Origin of the sequence: Bradyrhizobium sp. HKCCYLRH1034, assembly GCF_051168375.1 — a bacterium.
Classification (GTDB): Bacteria; Pseudomonadota; Alphaproteobacteria; order Rhizobiales; family Xanthobacteraceae; genus Bradyrhizobium.
This window is the reverse complement of sequence record NZ_JBNPUW010000001.1, coordinates 368,465-390,731: the sequence shown is the minus strand read 5'-3', so window position 1 is coordinate 390,731 and position 22,267 is coordinate 368,465. Positions and strand designations below refer to the sequence as shown.

The 22,267-nt window shown below is 65.2% G+C and carries 17 protein-coding genes; 8 read left to right on the top strand and 9 right to left on the bottom strand.

The genetic code is table 11. The features are described from left to right. Nucleotides 1-112: 112 nt before the first annotated feature. The 6 genes from ACQR0W_RS01780 to ACQR0W_RS01755 form a co-directional block, all read right to left on the bottom strand. Nucleotides 113-1,639, bottom strand: a complete 1,527-nt coding sequence (locus ACQR0W_RS01780; RefSeq protein ID WP_316170561.1) for a cryptochrome/photolyase family protein — start codon at nucleotides 1,637-1,639, stop codon at nucleotides 113-115. A 30-nt stretch (nucleotides 1,640-1,669) separates the two neighbouring features. After that, entirely contained in the window at nucleotides 1,670-2,266 is a 597-nt protein-coding gene (locus tag ACQR0W_RS01775; RefSeq protein WP_316170560.1) for an RNA polymerase sigma factor, read from the bottom strand. A gap of 162 nt (nucleotides 2,267-2,428) precedes the next feature. Continuing rightward, nucleotides 2,429-3,079, bottom strand: coding sequence for a ChrR family anti-sigma-E factor (locus ACQR0W_RS01770; RefSeq protein WP_315749232.1), 651 nt, complete (start codon nucleotides 3,077-3,079; stop codon nucleotides 2,429-2,431). Further along, the gene (locus ACQR0W_RS01765) at nucleotides 3,076-3,621 is read right to left on the bottom strand and encodes a sigma-70 family RNA polymerase sigma factor (RefSeq protein WP_315826481.1); all 546 of its coding nucleotides are present in this window, start codon (nucleotides 3,619-3,621) and stop codon (nucleotides 3,076-3,078) included. The genes ACQR0W_RS01770 and ACQR0W_RS01765 overlap by 4 nt, the downstream gene beginning before the upstream one ends. Before the next feature lie 204 nt (nucleotides 3,622-3,825). Beyond that, on the bottom strand, nucleotides 3,826-4,446 hold the full coding sequence (folE, locus tag ACQR0W_RS01760) for a GTP cyclohydrolase I FolE (RefSeq protein ID WP_315714899.1): 621 nt from the start codon (nucleotides 4,444-4,446) through the stop codon (nucleotides 3,826-3,828). A 90-nt stretch (nucleotides 4,447-4,536) separates the two neighbouring features. Beyond that, nucleotides 4,537-6,273 (bottom strand): methyl-accepting chemotaxis protein, encoded by a 1,737-nt coding sequence (locus ACQR0W_RS01755; protein WP_315826346.1) that lies wholly within the window; start codon nucleotides 6,271-6,273, stop codon nucleotides 4,537-4,539. A 582-nt stretch (nucleotides 6,274-6,855) separates the two neighbouring features. Between ACQR0W_RS01755 and ACQR0W_RS01750 the strand changes: the two genes are divergently transcribed. Further along, nucleotides 6,856-8,442: a B12-binding domain-containing radical SAM protein gene (locus ACQR0W_RS01750; RefSeq protein ID WP_316235121.1), complete on the top strand. Its 1,587-nt coding sequence runs from the start codon at nucleotides 6,856-6,858 to the stop codon at nucleotides 8,440-8,442. Nucleotides 8,443-8,836: 394 nt separating this feature from the next. Continuing rightward, entirely contained in the window at nucleotides 8,837-11,194 is a 2,358-nt protein-coding gene (locus tag ACQR0W_RS01745; protein WP_316170559.1) for an efflux RND transporter permease subunit, read from the top strand. 250 nt (nucleotides 11,195-11,444) lie between these two features. On the opposite strand, the gene ACQR0W_RS01740 is transcribed toward ACQR0W_RS01745, so the two are convergent. Further along, nucleotides 11,445-11,939 (bottom strand): hypothetical protein, encoded by a 495-nt coding sequence (locus ACQR0W_RS01740; protein WP_315714895.1) that lies wholly within the window; start codon nucleotides 11,937-11,939, stop codon nucleotides 11,445-11,447. A 476-nt stretch (nucleotides 11,940-12,415) separates the two neighbouring features. On the opposite strand from ACQR0W_RS01740, the gene ACQR0W_RS01735 reads away from it, so the two are divergent. From ACQR0W_RS01735 to ACQR0W_RS01715, 5 genes are all read left to right on the top strand, one after another. Then, the gene (locus tag ACQR0W_RS01735; RefSeq protein WP_315714894.1) at nucleotides 12,416-12,652 is read left to right on the top strand and encodes a hypothetical protein; all 237 of its coding nucleotides are present in this window, start codon (nucleotides 12,416-12,418) and stop codon (nucleotides 12,650-12,652) included. Nucleotides 12,653-12,874: 222 nt separating this feature from the next. Next, complete coding sequence (hpnC, locus tag ACQR0W_RS01730) at nucleotides 12,875-13,753, top strand: squalene synthase HpnC (protein ID WP_315826343.1); 879 nt, start codon at nucleotides 12,875-12,877, stop codon at nucleotides 13,751-13,753. Beyond that, on the top strand, nucleotides 13,750-14,589 hold the full coding sequence (gene hpnD, locus ACQR0W_RS01725) for a presqualene diphosphate synthase HpnD (protein WP_316170558.1): 840 nt from the start codon (nucleotides 13,750-13,752) through the stop codon (nucleotides 14,587-14,589). The genes hpnC and hpnD overlap by 4 nt, the downstream gene beginning before the upstream one ends. Beyond that, nucleotides 14,589-15,839 carry a hydroxysqualene dehydroxylase HpnE gene (gene hpnE, locus ACQR0W_RS01720; RefSeq protein ID WP_316170557.1) on the top strand — a complete coding sequence of 417 codons (1,251 nt, stop codon included), beginning with the start codon at nucleotides 14,589-14,591 and terminating at the stop codon, nucleotides 15,837-15,839. The genes hpnD and hpnE overlap by 1 nt, the downstream gene beginning before the upstream one ends. A gap of 343 nt (nucleotides 15,840-16,182) precedes the next feature. Continuing rightward, nucleotides 16,183-16,947, top strand: a complete 765-nt coding sequence (locus ACQR0W_RS01715; RefSeq protein WP_409977888.1) for a phosphorylase — start codon at nucleotides 16,183-16,185, stop codon at nucleotides 16,945-16,947. A gap of 108 nt (nucleotides 16,948-17,055) precedes the next feature. Here the strand turns inward: ACQR0W_RS01715 and hpnH are convergent, their stop codons facing one another. Both hpnH and ispH read right to left on the bottom strand, forming a co-directional pair. Then, a complete protein-coding gene (hpnH, locus tag ACQR0W_RS01710; RefSeq protein ID WP_315714889.1) occupies nucleotides 17,056-18,204 on the bottom strand; it encodes an adenosyl-hopene transferase HpnH in 1,149 nt (382 codons plus the stop codon). A gap of 34 nt (nucleotides 18,205-18,238) precedes the next feature. Further along, nucleotides 18,239-19,165, bottom strand: a complete 927-nt coding sequence (gene ispH / locus ACQR0W_RS01705) for a 4-hydroxy-3-methylbut-2-enyl diphosphate reductase (protein ID WP_315749245.1) — start codon at nucleotides 19,163-19,165, stop codon at nucleotides 18,239-18,241. A 486-nt stretch (nucleotides 19,166-19,651) separates the two neighbouring features. Here ispH and ACQR0W_RS01700 point away from each other — a divergent pair, with 486 nt between their 5' ends. After that, the gene (locus tag ACQR0W_RS01700; protein ID WP_316170556.1) at nucleotides 19,652-22,252 is read left to right on the top strand and encodes an MMPL family transporter; all 2,601 of its coding nucleotides are present in this window, start codon (nucleotides 19,652-19,654) and stop codon (nucleotides 22,250-22,252) included. Nucleotides 22,253-22,267 lie beyond the last annotated feature (15 nt).

Genomic DNA, 22,267 nt, shown 5'->3' with positions numbered 1-22,267 from the left:
GGCAGGGCATTCCGTGCTGGATCGGCGGGAGACGGATGGAACTGCCCAAGATATGACCGATCGGCGTCCGGCCAGCAAGCCGTGAGCGCTGTTCAGGCTGGACGAACGCCGGTTACACCAGGGCCGACGCGATCGCGTCGGCGTGGCTCCGGATGGCGCGGATCTCCGCCGCGCTGCGGCGCTCGAGATTGACGTACTGGTTGCGCATGCGGCCATTATTGGCGAAGCGCCGGCGGTGCTTGGCAAGGAAGCTCCAATACAGCGTCGTGAGCGGGCAGGCCCTGTCGCCGGTCGCCTGCTTCGGATCGTAGCGGCAGTTGCGGCAATGGTCGCTCATGCGGTCGATGTAGTGGCCCGACGCCGCATAGGGCTTGGTGCCGACCACGCCGCCGTCGCCATGCTGGCTCATGCCGAGCGTGTTGGGCAACGACACCCAGTCGATGGCGTCGTGAAACATCGACATGTGCCAGAGGTGCACATCGTAGGGCCGGACGCCGAGCAGCATCGCGAACAGGCCGAGCACCATCAGCCGCTCGATGTGATGCGCATAGGCGTGATCGATGGTGTGGCCGATCGCCTGCGCCAGGCAGCGCATGTCGGTCTCGCCGGTCCAGTAGAAGCGCGGCATCGGCAGGCCGGCGTCGAGCGCGTTCTCATCGGCGTAGTGAGGCATGCGCTGCCAATAGATGCCGCGCACGAATTCTCGCCAGCCGATGATCTGGCGGACGAAGCCCTCGAGCGCGTTCAGCGGCGCGTTGCGGCTCTGAAGCGCGGCCGCGACCACCTCGCGCGGATTCAGCATGTGCAGGTTCAGCGCGCCCGACAGCCGCGAGTGATACAGGAACGGTTCGTCGCTCAGCATCGCGTCCTGATAGGTGCCGAACAAGGAGAGGCGCCAGGCGACGAAATCGGAAAGCTCGGTCAGCGCGTCGACGCGCGAGACCGGCAGGTCGAAGCGATCGAGCTTGCCGGGACTGTTGGAGAAGCGCGCCGCGACCAGCTTGAGCACGTCGCGCGTGATCGCGTCGGGCGCATAGGATCTGGCGACGGGGATCGGCGGGCGCGACTTGCCGAATCCCTTGCGGTTCTCGGCGTCGAAATTCCAGCTGCCGCCGACCGGGCGGCCGCTCTCGTCGATCAGGATGCCGGTCTTGCGCCGCATCGCGCGGTAGAACGTCTCCATGATCGGGCGCGGATGGCGCCCGGTGAAGGCGTCGAACTCCTCCGCCGTGCACAGGAAGTGGCGGTCGGCGCGGATGTCGGGCCGCTGCGGCAGCTTGCGCAAGCCCTCGCGCACGCGAAAATCGCCGGGCTCCAGCACGATGGTCGCCGCAGGCCGCAGCGCCGCCTGATGCCGCGCGATCTCGCTGTCGAGGGCGCCGGTGTTGGCGGGATCATCGAGCCGGACGTAATGGACGGTGCGGCCGCGGCTCTCGAGATCGGCGCGGAAGTGGCGCATCGCCGCGAAGAAATACGCGATGCGCATCTTGTGCTGCGGAACGTAGCTGGCCTCGTCGCTGACCTCCATCTGCAGCACGGCGTCCTGCTCCGGGTCGAAGCCGTCGAAGGCCGCCGAGTCCGCATCGAGCTGGTCGCCCAGCACGATGACAAGGTGTCTTACGGCACGTGTCCTAGTCATGGGACCTTGGTCATCACGCCATGCAGCCGATCAGGCGGCCGCCGCGGTAACCGCGTGGGCCTGGCCAAGACAGTCCTTGCGCACCGTGAGCAGGCTGCGATGCAGCCAGGTCTTGATGGTGCCGACCGGCACGCCAAACCGTTCCGACAGACGCGTCCGGCTTTCGCCCTCGAGATAGGCGAGCGCCAGCAGCCGTCGGCGCTCCTCCGGCAGCCGCCCAAGCGCCTCGCGGGCGATCGGTTCCGCCAGCGCGTAGTCGAATTCGTCGGCGGCGCTGTCGGCGGGATCGGGGATCGCGAGGGCCTCATCGAGCTCCGAGGTCGGCACGCCGGTGGCGCGCAGCGCGTCGATCGCGGTGTTGCGCATGATGCTGCACATCCAGGTGATGGGCGAGGCGCGCGTCGAGTCGAAGCTCGCGGCATGCCGCCAGATCTTCAGGTAGCCATCCTGCAGGATGTCGTCGAGGTCAGCCGCGGACGGCAGCAAGGCGCGCACGGTCTTCCGCATCTTCAAGATCGTTGCAGCATGGAGCTCGGCAAAGGCTTGCTCATCGTTGCGTCCGGCACGGGCCAGCAGGCTGCCAAGATGCGCGACGCAACCCTTCTGATCCGCGCTTGCTGATCGCATCATTCTCCTCCATGCGCTCTCTCTGAACGGAAACGGGTCAGAGTCAGATGCGGATCACCGCCAGCGTGCTGTCGGTATCGCGCGGAGGGAAGTGGCGAATCGTCCAGCCGATCTAGCTCGTCTTGATTGCTCCGCGGCGGCTCGCCACGATGCGATCAGAGCTCAGAGCCGGACGAAGGGGCTGATGAGGCGGCCGAGCAGGCCGTGCATGCGCAGGTCGCCGGTCATGGCGACGAGGCAGAGGCAGGGGCCCTCGTCACCGACCACCGGACGATGGTCGACCTCGTCGTCGCCATAGTCGAAGTCGCCGGGTCCGTAATAGCCGCCGAGATGGCTGAAGCTGCCCTTCAGCACGCAGGTCAGCTCATTGCCGGAATGCGTATGCTCCAGCATCCGCGCCCCTGGCTCCGAGCGCAGCAGGAAGGCGCGCGATTTGCCGGTGCCAGGCAGCAGGATCGGGCGCATGCTGATGCCGGGCGCCACGCGCCGGCGCTTGCCGATCTTGCAGCGCTTGACCATCTCGGGCAAATCCGCGAGCTCGGGATCGTGCTCGGCGACCTCGCTCACCTGCGGCGCCGCCTGCGGGCGTCGATCGATGCGGGCCATCACGGCATCGAAAGCGTCCGCGCCCGTCGCGATCGGCTCGGCCGCGTCCAGCGAGGCGCCGGCGAGCTGCTCGATGGCGCGGACGAAGCGCTGGCATCGGCCGCAATCGGCGACATGGACACCGACGACCAGCCGCTCGGCCTCGTCGAGCGCACCAGTGGCGAAGTCGGCCAGCAGGTCTTCCGGCGGGTGGTGGCTGATCGTCATGTCGCGTCGTCCAACAGGTCTCTCAGGCGATTCATCGCCAGTCTGATTCGTGACTTTACCGTACCCAGCGGCAGGCCGAGCACCGCCGCGATTTCCGAATGCGGTCGTTCCTCAACGAACGACAGGCGGATCACGGTGGATTGCTCCGCCGATAATCTTTCGATCGCGGCCGCTACCCGTGTGGCATCTTCGACACGCGAGACGATCTGGTCGGCTGCGAGCGTCGGATCGGCTTCCTCGTCGCGCCCCACTTCTCTGCTCAGCCGGCTGTCGCGGGCGGCCTTGCGCACGGCGTCGATCCGCTGGTTGCGCGCGATCGTGAAGATCCAGGCGGCCGCGCCGGCCGTCGACGGATCGAATTGCCCCGCCTTCGTCCACACCGCCACCATGGTGGATTGGGCGATTTCCTCGGCGTCGTCGGCGTTGCAGCCGGTCTTGATGAGGAAACCTTTGATGCGGGGCGCAAAATGCGCGAACAGGGCCTTGAACGCCTCGCGGTCGCCGCGCGCGGCGACGCGTCCGATCAATTCAGCCCAATCCACAGTCGCCTTCGGCCCTCTGCTCACATTCACCTTGGTACGGGCGCCCAAGGCCCGTGCAAATCGATGCCGGGACGATGCCACGTTCCATTGCGCTAATCCAGCCGCTCTCATCGCGTGGTCATGGTCCCCGGCACGCATGCTTGATCCCGGATAACGTGGCTCATGGACGGCTGGATCACAGCGGGCGGACGATTTTCCGTGCCCTCAATCCTTCAGATCGGAATTGACCATCGCCAGGAACTCCTGGCGGCTCATCGGGTCGGTGCGGAAGCAGCCGAGCATGCGGCTGGTGGTGAGATCGACGCCGTGCTTCTTGACGCCGCGCGAGCTGATGCAGTGATGGGCTGCCTTGATCACGACCGCCACGCCCTGCGGCTGCAGCACCTCGTCGATGATGTTGGCGATCTCGGCGGTCATGCGTTCCTGGATCTGCAGCCGGCTGGCATAGGCCTCGACGACCCGGGCGAGCTTGGAAATCCCGACCACGCGGTTGCGCGGCACGTAGCCGACCCAGGCGCGGCCGATGATGGGCGCCATGTGGTGCTCGCAATGGCTCTGGAACGGGATGTTCCGCAACAGCACCATCTCGTCGTAGCCGGCGGTCTCCTCGAACGTCTTGCGCAGATACTCCTCAGGGTTCTGCTCATAGCCGGAAAAATAGCTCTTGTAGGCCCGCGCGACGCGGGCCGGGGTCTCGGAGAGACCCTCGCGTGACGGGTCCTCGCCGATCCAGGTCAGGATGGTGCGGATGGCGTCCTCGACGTCATCCTGGGTGACCGCAACCGGGTCGCAGGCGAACGGAAGTTTCTTGGCTGTCTGGCGCACGATGGCTCTCCAAAAACCAAGAAACGGTTCCGGTGTCGGAACGGATCACGTCTTGTGGGGGCGATTTCCGCAACCGATGGCTCGCCGCCGTCAGCTCGCCTTGCGCAGCCGCATCTCCGCGGACGGACCCGAGCGGAGGTTCTGGAAGAACTTCTCGACCTCGTTGGCGAGCGTCTGCGCGGTCGCGTTGAGGTCGCCGGACGCCGACAGGACGGAGGCGGCGGCTGTCGAGGTCTCGCTGATGGCGTCGCGGAGCGAGTCGATGTTCATGACCAGCGTCTGGTTGCCCTGGGCGGTTGACTGCGCGTTGGTCGAGATCTCCCGCGTCGCCTGGTCCTGTTGCTGGATGGCATTGGAGATGTTCGAGGTGATCTCGTTGATGCCGCGGACCGCCTGGCCAATCTCGCGGACGGCGTCGACCGCGGTCTTGGTCGAGGCCTGGATCAGGCCGACGTTCTGGCTGATCTCCTCGGTCGCCTTGGCCGTCTGCCCGGCCAGCGCCTTGACCTCGTGAGCGACCACGGCAAAGCCACGGCCGGCCTCGCCGGCGCGGGCGGCCTCGATGGTCGCATTCAGAGCGAGGAGATTGGTCTGCTCGGCGATGGTCTGGATCAGGGTCAGCACGCCGTCGATGCGCTGGGTGGCGGCGGCAAGGCCCTCGATCTCCGTGACCGACTTCTCGGTGCGCTGGCCGGTCTGCTCGACGGCGCCGGCCGACTGCCGGATCTGCCGGCCGATCTCCTCGACCGACGTCGACAGCTCCTCGGCGGCGCTGGCGACGGCGGAGACGTTGGTCGAGGCCTGCGACGTGGCGCCGGCCGCGGTGACCGCGCGCTCGTTGGCATCGGCCGTCAGCCGCGTGATCATCTCGGCGGTTTGGCGCATCGCGGCGGCGTTCTCGGTGACGGTCCGCATCACGCTGCCGATCGCGGTGCGGAATTGCTCGACCGCGGTCTCGATGTGGCGGGCCCGGGCTTCGCGGATTTCCGAGTCCTGCGAGACCTGGACATTGAGGTCGCGGTTATGGGCCATCGCCTGCTGGAACACGCCGATGGCGCGGGCGAGCTCGCCGATCTCGTCGGCCCGTCCGGCATGCGGCACCTCGACGTTCTCGGCGCCGGTCGCGACCTGGCGGATCGTATCGGTGATCTGCGACAGCGGCCGAGCGATCGAGCGGGCGATGATCACCACGCCGGCTGCGACCAGAACCAGCATCAGGCCGCCAAGACCGGTCAGCACGAGCGAGAGCTTGTTGTTCAGCGCCGTCTCCTCGGCGATCTTTCCTGCGCGCTCGACATAGACTTTGGACAGCGCCTCGAGATCCGTGTTGAGCGCCTTGCGCACGGAGCGATTGGCATCGTTGTCGCCCCACTCGCGTCCCGCAGCCGGGCTGATTTCATTGGCGCGGCGGACCAGTTCGGCGCGGAATTCGACGAATTGCTCGATCCGCTTCTTGAACGTTGCGAATTGCTGGGCGTCGTCGGCCTGGACGATCGCCTGCCACTTGTCGACGACCTTCAGGATGTCGGCATTGAACTTGAGCAAGCCGTTGCCGTATTGCTTCACGACGGCGGGGTCTGTCGACATATAGACGCCGCGCGACTCCATGACGACGGCATAGACAAGGCCGTTGACCAGCTGAACGTTGTGAGCGGCGAGATTGGCTGTCTCGATGGCTTTGATGAGCTCCGTGGCTCGCCGCGAGTTGTAGTCGGACAGCCAGGTGATTGCGGCGGTCAATAGCGCAAACAACGCAAAGATTGCGTAGAGCTTGACTGCGATGGATTGGCGCGTGGCCGTCTTCGTTGACGTCGGGCTTGAGGTCATGAGGTGAGATACCGCGAGTTTTTGCTACGACGGAGGAGGCGCTTGATCGTTAATAGTTATGCAAAACCTTCATGGAGAAAGCGTTAAGTGGACACCGTCAGTATTATGCAACCACAGCGCACTTTGCTTGGCGTTTCAATCGATTAGTTGGTGCTCCGCAGCAGGGGCGGGCGTCGGGGCATCCGGTCGACTACGGAGGGCATGCGCCATTTCGAGGCCCCTCGTTCCCCTGCAAATGCATTGCAAACCAGTGGCCGCGCGCACGCGCGCTCCGCAATTGGTTCGCCGGTCGGAGACAGGCGGGAGCAGTCGTCGCGCTCGACCGATCAATTATCCATCCGATTGGAACTTTGGATCGCCCTTCGCATTCCGCCATCCGTATTGCGATGCATCGGATCAGGTCGCCTCGTCAGGTCGCGTCTGATCATGCCGGGCAGCGTGAGCATCTGGCACGCGGCGGGACCTCGCGCCTTGCGACAGGAGCGGAAGGCGCGATCGCACTCAACTTTTCCGGAAGGGGTAGCGAAGCCTTATCTTCGGCCGTAAGGTAACCGGTTAGCGGGTTGTCGCGAGGGGCAGTCGATGAGATTCGAGGGCATCGAAACGGTACGTCGCATTCTCTGTGTGTTTCCGCGCTACACCTCGTCGTTCGGAACCTTCGAGCATGCCTATCCGCTCACCGACGGCATCCAGGCCTTCATGCCGCCGCAGGGGCTGCTGCTGATCGCGGCCTATCTTCCAGGTTCCTGGCAGGTGCGCTTCATCGATGAGAACATCCGCCCGGCGCAGGACGAGGATTTCTCATGGGCCGAAGCGGTGTTCGTCAGCGGCATGCACATCCAGCGTCAGCAGATGAACGACATCTGCCAGCGGGCGCACGCGTTCGACCTGCCGGTCGCGCTCGGCGGCCCCTCGGTCAGCGCCTGTCCGGACTACTACCCGAGCTTCGACTATCTGCATGTCGGCGAGCTCGGTGATGCGACCGACGAGCTGATCGCGCGGCTGGCGCGGGATCCGTCACGGCCTGCGCAGCAGGTCGTGCTGCGGACCAACGAGCGGGTGGCGATGACCGATTTCCCGGTGCCGGCCTACGAGCTCGCCGAGGTGAAGAAGTACTTTCTCGGCAGTATCCAGTATTCCAGCGGCTGCCCCTATCAGTGCGAGTTCTGCGACATCCCCGGCCTCTATGGGCGCAACCCGCGCATCAAGTCGCCGCAGCAGATCATCGCCGAGCTCGACAAGCTCAGGGAATGCGGCGTCACCGGCTCGGTCTATTTCGTCGACGACAACTTCATCGGCAACCGCAAAGCCGCGACGGAGCTGCTGCCGCATCTGATCGAATGGCAGAAGCGCACCGGCTATGTGATGCGGCTCGCCTGCGAGGCCACGCTCAACATCGCCAAGCGGCCCGAGATCCTGGAGAAGATGCGTGAGGCCTATTTCATCACCATCTTCTGCGGCATCGAGACGCCCGATCCGGATGCGCTGACGGCGATGCAGAAAGATCACAACATGATGGTGCCGATCCTGGAGGGGATCAGGACCATCAACAGCTACGGCATGGAGGTCGTTTCCGGTATCATCATGGGGCTGGACACCGACACGCCGCAGACCGCGGACGCGCTGCTGCAGTTCGTCGAGGAGAGCCGGATCCCGCTGCTCACGATCAATCTGCTGCAGGCGCTGCCGAAGACGCCCCTGTGGGATCGCCTCGAGCGCGAGGGCAGGCTGGTCCACGATGACGGTCGCGACTCCAACGTGAAATTCCTGATGCCCTATGACGAGGTGGTCACGGCGTGGCGGCGCTGCATGGAGGTTGCCTACGAGCCGGAGCGGCTGTTCGCGCGCTACAAGCACCAATGCGACACCACCTATGCCAACCGTATCGAGGTGCCGGTCAGCGACGAGATGATGAGTTGGCCGAACATCAGGCGCGGCCTGGTCATGATGGGCAAGATCTTCTGGAAGGTGGGCGTGCTCGGCGACTACAAGCGGCCGTTCTGGCGCTTTGCCTGGAGCCAGCTCAAGCGCGGCGAGATCGAGAATTTCATCGCCGTGGCGCTGATCGCGCATCACCTCATCATGTTTGCGCGCGCCGCCTCGCGCGGGCATCAGAACGCGTCGAACTACTCGATCCGGCTGCGCGAGGCCGCCCTTCCCGCAGGGTGATGGTCCTCTGTGGAACTGGGGGCGGCGGGGGGGTGCTCGCCAGCACCGGCTCGCGGCCTGCCCGGAGCAAGGGACGGCTCGGTCAGATACCGGTCCTTGAGTCGTTCAGGTTTCGAGCCCCGCGTCCGCCTGGGCCATCCACGCTCTTTTCAAGCACGGCAGAATCGTGGCGTGATCGGAAGCCGTGGCGGCTCGCCGTATTGTGTGGCCGCGCATGGTTGCCGCCGGGGAGTGAACCCTGCTAGATCGCCTCGACGAATTTTCACGTGTTTTCAAGGATTAGCTTGGGCTGCGGGCCACAATGCGGTCATCTCTGCTTCGCTGAGCGGCCTTATTTCTGCCCTATGCGCTCAGGCCCTCCGAATTGGGCCGCACCCCAACCACTGGACACCGCATGCTGGAAGTCAGGCACGACAACGAAGTCCATGTCGAGAAGGTCGAGCACCGGCCGGCCGACAGCATCGCTTTTGGCATCGAACGACTCGGCCTCCTCGCGGTCAAGGCGCCGATCTTCTCCTGCGTCGTCCTGCTCGTCCTCATCGTGGCGGCGGTGTTCGGCATCAAGCGCATCCAGATCGACGATTCGCTCAGCCAGCTGTTTCGCTCCGACAGCAAGGAATTCCACCAGTACGAGGAGGTGACGAAGAAGTTCCCGGCCGAGGAATTCGACGTCCTCGTCGTGGTCGAGGGCCAGACCTTGCTGGCCCGCCAGAACCTCGAGAAGCTTCGCGACTTCGTGACCGACCTGCAACTGGTCGAGGGTACCCGTGGTCTGGTGTCGCTGTTCTCGGCCCGTCAGGCGCCGGCGCCCGGCAAGCTGCCGGCAGCGCTGTTTCCTTCGGATCTGCCGGAGGGTGAGGCCTACGACAAGTTCATCGAAACGGTGAAGTCGAACGAGATCATCCGCGGCAAGCTGTTGTCGGAGGACGGCACGCTCGCCCTGATCGTGCTGTCGCTCGAGCCCAAGGTGGTCGCCTCGAACGATCTCGGGAAGGTGGTGGGCGACATCCGGAAGCTGATGGCGGAGGACCTCGCCGACACCGGCCTGAATTTCCAGCTTTCCGGCGTGCCGGTCATGCAGCTCGAGATCCGCAACGCGGTGGAACGTGACGGGCTGACCTACAACATTCTCGGCATTCTCGCCGGCTGCATCATCGCCATCATCTTCTTCCGCAAGGTCTCCTTCATGATCGCAGCGGCGTTTCCGCCGCTGATCGCGATCATGCTCGCGCTCGGCGCGCTCGGCTGGGCCAATTTCAATCTCAACATGTTCCTGAACGTGATGACGCCGCTCATCATGGTCATCAGCTTCTCCGATTCGATGCAGCTTACCTTCGCCGCCCGCGACCGCCTGATCGCGGGGCAGGACAAGGTGACGGCGTTCAAGAACGCCGTGCTGGTCGTCGGCCCGGCTTGCGTGCTGACCCACGCCACCGCCGGCATTTCCTTCATCGCTCTGCAGTTTTCCGACAGCGACCTGATCCGCAAGTTCGGTGAGGCGGGGCTCGCAGCCACCATCATCGCGCTGGTCGCGGTGCTGTCGCTGGTGCCGGTGTTCGGCGTGCTGCTGGTGCGCAACGAGAAGACATTCGCGGTCAAATTCCAGGGCGCCGACGCCGGCGTCCAGGCGCTGCGCAATTTCTGCTACTGGATCGCGGTGCGCATGGTCGGCCGTCCCGGCCTGTTCAGCCTGATCGCGGTGCTGTTCGTCGGCTCGCTCGCGGTGGTGTATTCGACCCTGGAGCCGCGCTATCGCCTCGCCGACCAGGTGCCGGACAAGCAGCAGGCGGTTGCAGCAAGCAACCGGCTCGATGCCAAGCTGACCGGCGCCAACCCGGTCAACGTGCTCATCCAGTTTCCGAAGGGCGCCTCGCTCTATGCGCCGGAGACGTTGCAGACGATCGCCGACGTCCATGCCACCGTCGAAAAGACTGCTGGTGTCGGCAACGTCTGGTCGGTCGAGACGCTCCGGCGCTGGCTGGCCGAGAAGGCCGGCTCGTCGGATACGGCGACGTTGCAGGAATACGTCAATCTGATCCCCGAGCACCTCGTGCGCCGCTTCATCGACAAGGAGCAGGATGCCGTCGTGGTCGCCGGCCGCGTGCCGGATGTCGATTCCAGCCAGCTGCTGCCGGTGGTCGACAAGCTCGACCGCGAGCTCGATGCGGTGAGAAAGAAGCATCCCGGCTATGAAATCGCCGTTACCGGTCTCGCCGCCATCGCCGCGCGCAACTCCGCCGGCATGATCGAAAAGCTCAACCATGGGCTGACGATCGAGTTCGCGCTGGTGGCGATGTTCATCGGGCTGGCCTTCCGGTCCTGGGTCGTCATGCTCGCCTGCATCCTGCCCGGCATTTTCCCTGTCGTGATGTCGGGCACCGTGCTGTGGGCAATGGGGGAGGGGCTGCAATTTGCCAGCGTGGTGGCGCTCACGGTCTCCTTCGGCCTTGGCCTGTCGGCGACCATCCACTTCCTGAACCGGCTGCGGATGGAAAGCGCGCCCGGCGTCAGTGCCGCGGTCGCGGTGGAGCGCGCCACCGTGCTGGTCGGACCGGCGCTGATCCTCACCACCGTGGTGCTGGCCTGCGGCCTGGTCGTCACCGTGTTCTCGGATCTGCCGTCGCTGCGGCTGTTCGGTTGGCTCAGCGCGTTCTCGATGGTGGCGGCGCTGTTTGCCGACCTCTTCATCCTCCGCCCGACCGCGATGTTCCTCATCAACCTGTCGCAGAAGCTGAAGCGCAAGCCGCTTTAGCCCAGGCTGTTGCGTCAACCAGGGCCGTCATCACCCGCGAAAGCAGGTGATTCAGTACGCCGCGGCCTATCGGTTCAATCACGACAGCCTCCGGAAGACTGGGTCGCCCTCAAGCCGGGCGACGACAGCGGCGGGTCTCATTCGTATCCGACGGCTGCGGAAGCACCGCAAAACAAAACGGCCCTGACATTGTCAGGGCCGTTTGCGCATTCGACTGCCCGTGAGCGCGCGACACGCTCCGGTCCAAGGATCAGGTCTTCGACATCGTGATGTTGACGCCGCGGATCTCGCCCTTGGAGGAAATCTGCACGACCTGCTTGTTGCCGCTGGTCCTCAGGGTGATGCTGGCGGCGAAGCCGGCGGCCTGCACGAACACGTCGATCTGGCCGTTGCCGGCGGTGCCCTGCAATTCGCCGTTCACGTTGCGGCTGGATTCGCTCCAGTTGCCGGAGATGCGGTCTCCCTGGCTGGTGACGTCACTGGACAGGAGGAACTTGTAGCTGTCGCTGGCGCATTGCAGGCTCTGCTTCAGATTGGCGCCGGCCACCTTGTAGCTGGCCTTGCAGCGGATGCGCTCGGTGGTGCCGTCCGACAGCGCGACCGTGCCGTTGCCCGACCACGAGCCGTCGAAGCCGGCGAACGGGCCCGACTGAGCCTGAACTGCGGTCGCCGCCACGAACAGTGCCGCTCCGAGACCGGCGGCCTTGATGACGTGCCCCGAGAAAGATGAGCCGAACAGTTTCATATCGAGTTTCCCATCCAAAATGACACCGCTGTGTCGGCGTATGCCGCCGCTTCGAACACTTGGTGTTCTCGCCGAAGGTTAGGTTCAAATGACGGCCGGTCGGGCGCTGCGACCGGATGCCATGATGCCCGCCGACGCCGTGCGACCGGTCGGCGCCGAATGGTCGTCCTCGCAAGACGGCTGCACGCAAGCCGCCTCGACGGCGCTGCATCTAACGGTCCGCGCGGCATGCTTGCAACAGCCAAATGCGAAAAACGTGTTCCGAGAATAACGCCCTAGTATCAACGCCTTGTTTGTGCCAAAGCTGTGATCTCCGAGCTTGATCCGCTCGGGATCATAGGGCGCAAATTTGGCCGCATTTGGCAGCGTACCTCCGGCGCTGGGGGGCTTGCGGTCCTTGCCAAACCAAACAGGTGTTTCCCGGGCAGCATCGGCGATCCGGGAGGTCTCCTCTGCTGTCAAAATGAAGGAACACGATGCGTAAGATTTTCCTGGCACTTTCCCTGCTGTCGTCGGTGTCCGTTTCCACCGGTGCGTTCGCGCAAGGCCGCGGCGGCACGCCCGAAGAGCAGGCGGCCTGCACGCGTGACGTTCAGAAGTTCTGCCGTGCCGTCATCGATCAGGGTGACTTCACCATTCTGGCGTGCCTCAAGGAGAACCGGCCCAAGATCAGCCCGGCCTGCGACCAGGTGCTGAAGACCCACAACCAGTAAGCGGTTGCCGTTCGGAACGGTTGTTTCCGAACTCCCTTGGTTAACGACCGCCGGCCCGCCCCTCAGGGGAGGCCGGCGGTTCGGTCCTATGGGCTGCCCGACATCGATTGCATTGGTTTTGGCGGGATCTTCGCCTATATGGGGCGAGCAATCCGTTCGCATGAGCGAAGCGGCGGGCATTGTTTTCGGTAGCGCCCTTTCAACCTGATAGCTGTTTCGTCCATGACCACCGCGAGCGATTTGCGATCCGGCAAGACACACCGGGACGAGAACTTTCCGGTGGCGTCGTGGATCATCCGTCCCGAGCACCGGGGGCTGATCCTCGCCTTCTACAATTTCGTGCGCACCGCCGACGACATCGCCGACCATCCGAGCCTGCCGGGCGACGAGAAGCTGCGGCTGCTCGATCTGCTCGAAGCCGAGCTGACCGGGACTGGCGAAACCCAGGACGTCGCCGTCAGCCTGCGCCGGGCGCTCGCCGAGCGCGGCATGCCGCCTCGGCACGCGCTCGATCTGCTGGTCGCCTTCCGGATGGACGTGACCAAGCTGCGCTACGAGAACTGGGACGAGGTCATCCACTACTGCCGCTACTCGGCGATGCCGGTCGGCCGCTTCATGCTCGACGTGCACGGCGAGTCCACCGCGACCTGGCCGGCCTCGGACGCGATCTGTGCGGGCCTGCAGATCAACAACCATTTGCAGGACTGCGGCAAGGACTACAAGGCGCTCAACCGCGTGTATCTGCCGCGCGATGCGCTGGCGGAAGCCGGCGCGACCGTCGAGATGCTCGGCGAGGCCAAGTCGCCGCCGCCTCTGCTGGCCTGCCTGCAGAAGCTCGCGGTGCGCAACGCGGCGCTGCTCGATGAGGGCAGGGACCTCAACAGCGGCGTCAAGGATTTCCGCTTCGGACTGGAGATCGCAGTGATCCAGGCTTTCGCCGACCGCATCGTGGCGTTGCTGAAGGTGCGCGATCCGCTGAGCGAGCGCGTGCACCTGTCGCCCGTCGGCATGCTCGGCCTCACCTTCACGTCGGTCATGGGCGAGATCGGCCGCCGCGTGGCCGGGCGTCATCCTGTCACCAAATCGGCAGCCGGCGCATGACCCTCGAGGCAACCGCAGACAATATCGATCACGGCACGGCAGCCTCCGGCAGCTCGTTCTATGCCGCCATGCGCATCCTGCCGCGCGCCCAGCGCGATGCGATGTTCCAAGTCTACAGCTTCTGCCGCGAGGTCGACGACATCGCCGATTCCGACGGCCCGCGGCCCGAGCGGCTGGCGGCGCTGCAGAAATGGCGCGACGACATCGACGCGCTGTACCAGGGCAACCCGCCGCCGCGGCTGCGCGACTATGTCAGCTCGGTGAAGACCTTCGGGCTGAAGCGCGAGGACTTCCTCGCCATCATCGACGGCATGGAGATGGACGTGCCGCAGGAGATCCGCGCGCCGGATCTCGCGACGCTCGACCTTTATTGCGACCGCGTGGCGAGCGCGGTCGGCCGCCTCTCGGTGCGCATCTTCGGCATGCCCGAGGAGGACGGCATCCTGCTCGCGCACCATCTCGGCCGCGCGCTGCAGCTCACCAACATCCTGCGCGACATCGACGAGGATGCCGGCATCGGCCGGCTCTATCTGCCGCGCGAGGCGCTGCTGTTCGCCGGCATCACCGGCGACGATCCGGTCAAGGTCACGCAGGAGCGCGCGCTGCCCAAGGTCTGCAACTCGGTTGCGGTCAGGGCCAAGACGCATTTCGAGAAGGCCGACGAGATCATGCGGCGAAATCGCCGGCGCGCCGTGCGGGCGCCGCGGATCATGTCAAAATATTATCGTGCCGTGTTCGACCTCTTGCTCGAACGAGGCTTCGCGCTGCCGCGCGAGCCTGTCCGCGTGAGCAAGCTCACGAAGATCGGCATCATCCTTCGTTACGCAATCATCTGATGCACAAGACAGCTCACATCATCGGCGCCGGCGTGTCCGGCCTTTCCGCCGGCGTGCGGCTCGCCAATGCGGGCTACATCGTCCATGTCCACGAGGCGACGCAGCAGCTCGGCGGCCGCTGCCGGTCCTATTACGACGCCGCGACCGACCTGGTGATCGACAACGGCAACCATCTGCTGCTGTCGGCCAATCATCACGTGTTGGCCTATGCCCGCGCGATCGGCTCGGAGGCGGGGCTCGTGGGGCCGGCGAAGGCAGAGTTCGCCTTCGTCGACATCCGGAGCGGCCAGCGCTGGCTGCTCGATCTCGGCAACGGCCGGCTGCCGCTGTGGGTGTTCGACGAGGGCCGCCGCGTGCCGGATACCAAGCTCGGCGACTATCTCGCGCTGTCGCCGCTGATCTGGGCCGGTACGTCCAGGACGATCGGCAGCACGATCCCCTGCAAGGGTACGCTGTATGATCGTCTGGTGCAGCCGCTGCTGCTTGCGGCGCTCAACTGCGATCCGCCGGAGGGGTCGGCGGGGCTGGCCGGCGCCATCGTCCGCGAGACCTTGCTCGCCGGCGGCCAGGCCTGCCGGCCGTTGATCGCGCGCGACGGCCTGTCGGGCGTGCTGATCGATCCGGCCGTGAAATTTCTGGAAGGCAAGGGCGGCAGCGTGCGGATCGGCCGCGAGCTGCGCGGCCTCGATGATGCGGGTGGTCGCGTCACCGGGCTCAGGTTCGGCGGCGATGAAACCATCGCGCTCGGTCCTTCCGACGTTGTGGTGCTCGCCGTGCCGCCGCGGCCGGCGATGGCCCTGCTGCCGGGGCTCACGGGGCCGACGAAATATCGTGCCATCGTCAATGCCCATTTCCGCATCACGCCGCCGCGCGATGCACCAGCTCTGCTCGGGGTTGTCGGCGGCCTGGTCGAGTGGCTGTTCGCCTTCCCGCAGCGGCTCTCGGTCACCATCAGCAATGGCGATCGCCTCGTCGACATGCCGCGCGAGGAGCTCGCCGCCGCGATCTGGGCCGACGTCTGCAAGGCCGCCGGCATCACGGCCGAGCTGCCGCCGTGGCAGATCGTGCGCGAGCGTCGCGCCACCTTCGAGGCGACGCCCGAGCAGAACGCGCTCCGACCGGGAGCGAAGACGGCGTTCGGCAATCTCGCTCTGGCGGGGGACTGGACCGATACCGGCCTGCCGGCAACCATCGAAGGCTCGGTGCGCTCCGGCGACCGCGCTGCGAATCTCCTGCTCGGGCACGGCTGACCGGCGCAGGGGCGGCCGAATCTGGCCGCGCCGTCATGCCGCTTGCCGTGAGTCTCACATTTTCGTGGCGTAGTTCTTGCTTAAAGTTCCACGCCCGGTGGCACCGGCGCAATCTGTTCCAGGACGGAACAGGGATCGGCGGGGCCAAATGGCAACACCGGGCAAAAAACGCATCAGGTGCGGGTGCAGTGCGGCGCAAACGGGGTTTCCTCGCGGATTTTTTCTGCGTAATCCTCGGTTTGTTAAGGCCTTTCCGCTCTGGCGCCGCCGTGGCTGAGGCTTTGGAACAAGAGACGGAGACGTCGGATCACGCGACGTCCGAGAAGGTGTCAGGGGTCGGATTGTGAAGTTGGGGATGGGGGACGACACGTCCGCGGATCGCCCGATTGATTCGCGGCCGGTCTTGGTCGTGACGGGCTTGGTGCAGGAGGCCCGGATTGCTGCCGGGCCCGGCATGATGGTGATCTGCAGCTCGAGCGACCCCAGGCAGTTGCGCTCGCTGCTCACCGTGTTCGATCCGACCTCGATCCGCGGCGTCGTCAGCTTCGGCGTGGCCGGCGGTCTCGATCCGAGCCTCAAGGCCGGTGACATCGTCGTCGCCACCGAAGTGACCGCCGGCGATGCCCGCTGGCTGTCGGGCCTGTCGCTGCGCGAGGAGCACATCGCCCGCGCCGCCCTGAAGAAGCGCCGCGTTGTGCGCGGCGTGCTCGCCGGGGCCGAAGAGGTGGTGGTGGCCCAGGCCCGCAAGGCGGCGCTGCGCATGAAGACCGGCGCGGCCGCGGTCGACATGGAGAGCCACATCGCCGCTGCCTATGCCGCCGAGTACGGGCTGCCGTTCGCGGCGCTGCGGGTGATCTCCGATCCCGCCCATCGCACCCTCCCGTCGCTTGCCAAGGACGCCATCAAGCCCAACGGCGACATCGACCTGCCGATGATCCTGCGCGGCGTCGCCCGCAATCCGGCCGTGCTGCGCGGCCTGGTGTCGACGGGCATCGAGTTCAATCGCGCCCTGCGCTCGCTGCGCGGCGCCCGCGACCTGCTGCTGAGCGGCATGCTGGCGGCTGAGCATTTCCTCGAGACCGAGACGCTGGCCGCTGCCGAGGCGTGAGCCGTTTGCTCATCGCGGAGCGTAGCGTCCATCCCGATCCACAGATCAGTTCAATGAAAAAGGCCGCCGATCACTCGGCGGCCTTTTGATTGATCAGAGCCGTGAAGATCAGGCGGCCGTCGAGGCCTTCTGCTGCGCCTCGATCGCCTCGTCGTGACGGATCTCGGAGAGGCGCTTCTGCACCTCCGACGAGAACACGTACTGCGCCGGGCGCTGCTTGGAGAGGTCGATCTCCGGCGCCATCGGGCCTTCGGTCTTGATGCCGCGCAGCGACACGAACATCGCCTTGATCGGGTTGGTCAACGCCGCATTGGCGGCGGTCGCCTCGTAGCCGCAATGCGCCATGCAGTCGGCACACTTCTCGTACTTGCCGGTGCCGTAGGAGTCCCAGTCGGTGGTCTCCATCAGCTCCTTGAAGGTCTTGGTGTAGCCTTCGCCGAGCAGATAGCAGGGCTTCTGCCAGCCGAAGATGTTGCGCGCAGGCATGCCCCAGGGGGTGCACTCGAACTCCTGGTTGCCGGCCAGGAAGTCGAGGAACAGACCGGAATGCATGAAATTCCACTTCTTGCCCTTGCCGAGCTTGAAGACGTCGCGGAACAGCTGCTTGGTCTTGGTGCGGTTGAGGAAGTGCTCCTGGTCCGGCGCGCGCTCATAGGCATAGCCGGGCGACATGGTCACGCCGACGCCGAGCTCGGTCGTGAAGTCCAGGAACTTGGCGATCTCCTCGGCGGGATGGCCGTCGAACACCGTGGCGTTGACGTTGACGGTGAAGCCGCGCGCCTTGGCGGCCTTGATCGCGGAGACGGCGCGGTCGAACACGCCCTTCTGCGACACCGCCTTGTCGTGATGCTCGCGCAGGCCGTCGAGGTGCACCGAGAAGAACAAATATGGCGACGGCTCGAACAGGTCGAGCTTCTTCTCCAGCAGCAGCGCGTTGGTGCAGAGCGAGACGAACTTCTTGCGGGCGACCAGGCCGCGCACGATCTCGCCGATCTCCTTGTGGATCAGCGGCTCGCCGCCGGGGATCGCGACCATCGGCGCGCCGCACTCGTCGGCCGCGTCCCAGCACTCCTGCGCGCTCATGCGGCGGTTGAGGATCGCGTCGGGATAGTCGATCTTGCCGCAGCCGGCGCACGCCAGGTTGCAGCGGAACAGCGGCTCCAGCATCAGCACGAGCGGATAGCGTTTCCGGCCGAGAAGCTTCTGCTTCATCAGATAGGCCCCGATACGCAGTTCCTTATGGAAGGGGATTGCCATTACGTCTCTTCTTTCTGGACCAAACGAGGACCGATCAGCCCGCGACCAATTCGGCCGGCAGGCGGAATTCGATGTTTTCTTCCCGCCCCGGGACCACCGCGACCTCGACCGGTCCGATGCGCCGCAGGGCTTCGATGACGTCGTCGACGAGAACTTCGGGAGCCGAGGCGCCGGCGGTGATGCCGACGGCCTTGGCATCCTTCAGCCAAACCGGATCGAGCTCGCTGCCATCAGCGATCAGATAGCTTGCGACCCCGGCCTCGGTGCCGATCTCGCGCAGTCTGTTCGAGTTGGAGCTGTTGGCGGCGCCCACCACCAGGATGACGTCCACCAGCTTGCTTAAGTCCCTTACCGCAGATTGCCGGTTCTGTGTCGCATAGCAGATATCCCGGATATCGGGACCTTGAAGGTCTGTAAAGCGGGCTTGAAGGGCTAAAATGATGTCCTTGGTGTCGTCCACGCTGAGCGTGGTCTGGGTAATATAGGCCAGCGGGGTATCGACCGGCAGGGGCAGGGTGGCCACATCGGCCACGTTCTGCACCAGGTGGACCGGGCCGGGAACCTGGCCCATGGTTCCCTCGACCTCCGGGTGGCCGGCATGGCCGATAAGTACCAGGGTACGGCCTTTGGACATGTAGCGCTTGCCCTGGTTGTGGACCTTCGTCACCAGCGGGCAGGTGGCATTGAGCACCGGCAGCCCGCGGGCGGCCGCTTCCTCTTCCACCGTCCGGGCGACGCCGTGGGCGCTGAACACGGTGACGGCGCGCGGGGGGACCTCGGAGAGGTCCTCGACGAAGATGGCGCCCTTGGCCTTCAGGCTCTCGACCACGTGCTTGTTGTGGACGATCTCATGACGCACATAGACCGGCGGGCCATACTTCTCCAGCGCGCGCTCCACGATCTCGATCGCACGCACGACTCCAGCACAAAAACCGCGCGGCTGCGCGAGATACACCTGCATTGGACGTCCAGCCACGTTGCCTCACTTTCGACCTGGCACCTCCGTGCGTGCGACAGGGTTGCAATAATCGCACCAGCGAATGCCCAATGGCCCGCCACACGGATGGAAACGCAGGGCTTTGTGTCAAAAATCGAGCGAAGAAGAAAGCCGTTCTGCAAGCGGCTCGCATGTGACACGTCGCACACAGCCCGCGATAGGCCACCGGTAATTTGGTAATTATAAATTAGATCAATCAATTGAGTTGGTTATGCTCTCACTCGTTCGTCACTTTACCGCCGAGAACAGCCGCTATATCAGCCGCCCCGACGGTTCCGTGCATCGTTCGACCTGATCCGCCGTCGACGGACCACCCTCGTCTTCAAGGTTGGGCCAGGCCGGGTCGGGGCGCCGCTCAGGATGTGTGCGTCCGGGGCTCGCCCTGATCGGGGAACTCCGCCATGAAGCGGACGTTTCCGCCCAGCTCTCTAAACATTAGAAAGTCACGAAGTGCTGACCACGTTTGTCGTCTCGATCGTCAAGGCCTGCACCCGGTTTGCCTGGCCGACATTGATTGCGGCCCTGCTGCTCTCCGTAGGTGCGGGCTTCTATACGGCGCGTCATTTCTCGATCAATACCGACATCAACAAGCTGATTTCGCCTGATCTCGACTGGCGCAAGCGCGACCAGCAATATGAGCAGGCCTTCGATCGCGATCGGATGATCCTGGCGGTGGTCGAAGCGGCGACGCCCGAGATGACAGGTGTGGCGGCCGATGCGCTCGCCAAGAAGCTCAAGGGCGACACCGCGAACTTCTCATCGGTCGAGTTGCTCGGCGGCGGCGAGTTCTTCGCCAGGAACGGCCTGCTGTTCCTGCCGACCGAGGAGGTCAAGCAGCTCACGGACCAGTTCGCGGCGGCAGCGCCGCTCGTCGAGATCATGGCCGGGGACCCCTCGATCCGCGGCCTGACCGGTGCGCTGGAGACCGGCCTTGCCGGCGTCAAGCGCGGCCAGGTCAAGCTCGACAATGCCGCACGGCCGTTCGACTACATCTCCCAGACGGTGGAGACCGTGCTCGACAAGGGCGATGCGACCTTTTCCTGGCGCCAGCTGATCTCCGACAAGCCGCTCGAAGACAGCGACAAGCGCGCCTTCATCCAGTTCAAGCCGATCCTCGACTACCAGGCCCTGGAGCCCGGCAAGGCCGCCACCGATGCGATCCGGCAGGCCGCGGCCGAGCTCGATTTCCCCAACCGCTTTCACGCGCGCGTGCGGCTGACCGGTCCGGTGCCGATCGCCAACGAGGAATACGCCACCGTGCAGGAGGGCGCCGTCGTCAACGGCATCGGCACCGTGGTCGTCGTGCTGATCATCCTGTGGCTGGCGCTGCATTCGGCCAAGATCATCTCGGCCGTGTTCATCAACCTGTTCATCGGCCTCGCCCTCACCACGGCCGTCGGCCTGATGATGGTCGGCTCGCTCAATCTGCTGTCGGTTGCGTTCGCCGTGCTGTTCATCGGCCTGGGCGTCGATTTCGGCATCCAGTTCAGCGTGCGCTACCGCTCCGAGCGATTCAAGAACGACAATCTGCCGGAGGCGCTGGCGGAAGCCGCGCGCCGCTCCGCGGTGCCGCTGTCGCTCGCGGCGATGGCAACGGCTGCCGGCTTCCTGTGCTTCCTGCCGACCGACTACAAGGGCATCTCCGAGCTCGGCGCCATCGCCGGCGCCGGCATGATCATCGCGTTCCTGTCGTCGATCACGGTGCTGCCGGCGCTGCTGAGGATTCTCAATCCGCCTGGCGAGAAGGAGCCGGTCGGCTATGCCTTCCTGGCGCCGGTCGATCATTTCCTGGAGAAGCACCGCGTGCCGATCATCGTCGGCACGCTCGGTCTGGTCGTCGCCGGCCTGCCGCTGCTCTACTACATGAAGTTCGACTTCAACCCGATGAACCTGCGCAATCCGCGCGCCGAGTCGATCGCGACCTATCTCGACCTGCGAAAGGATCCGAACACGGGCGCCAACGCGATCGACGTGCTGACGCGCTCCGAGACCGAGGCCAAGGCGATCGAGGCCAAGCTCGAGAAGCTCCCCGAAGTGGCGCGCGTGATGTCGCTCGACAGCTTCGTTCCCGAGGACCAGCCGGCCAAGCTGAAGCTGATCGCGCAGGGCGCGAAGGTGCTGGGGCCTGCGCTCAATCCGGATCAGGTCGATGCGGCGCCGAGCGACAAGGAGAATGTCGACGCCCTGAACTCGACCGTCGACAATCTCCGGCGCACCGCGGGCGAGAGCAGTGGGCCGGGCGCGGTCGCGTCGCGGCGGCTCGCAGATGCGCTTGCCAGGCTCGCGGGCGCGAGCGAGGCGGTTCGCAACAAGGCACAGGCGGTGTTCGTCGAGCCGTGGAAGATCACGCTGACGCAGCTCAGCGCCACCCTGCAGGCGCAGCCGGTCAGCCTCGCGAACCTGCCGCCGGAACTGGTGTCGCAGTGGAAGAGCAAGGACGGACTGATTCGGGTCGAGGCCCAGCCCAAGGGCGATCCGAACGACAACGACAATCTCAGGCGATTCGCCAACGCCGTCCTGACGGCCGAGCCCAACGCGATCGGCGGGCCGGTCTCGATCCTGAAGTCCGGTGACACGATCGTGAAGGCATTCATCCACGCCGGCATCTACTCGCTGGTCGTGATCAGCCTGCTGCTGTGGGTGACCTTGAAGCGCTTCACCGACGTGCTGATGACGATCGTGCCGCTGCTGGTCGCAGGCGCCGTGACGTTGGAGATCTGCGTGCTGATCAAGCTGCCGCTGAACTTCGCCAACATCGTCGCCCTGCCGCTCCTGCTTGGCATTGGCGTCGCGTTCAAGATCTACTACGTGGTGGCGTGGCGCGGCGGCCGCACCAATTTGCTCCAGACCAGCCTGACCCGGGCGATCTTCTTCAGCGCACTGACGACGGCGACCGCATTCGGCAGCTTGTGGCTGTCGAGCCATCCCGGCACGTCCAGCATGGGCAAGCTGCTGGCGCTGTCGCTGGTCACCACGCTCGCCGCCGTGCTGCTGTTCCAGCCGGCCCTGATGGGCAAGCCTCGCGAGATCAAGGAGCAAGAGGGCTCTTGATCACCGAATAGAAAA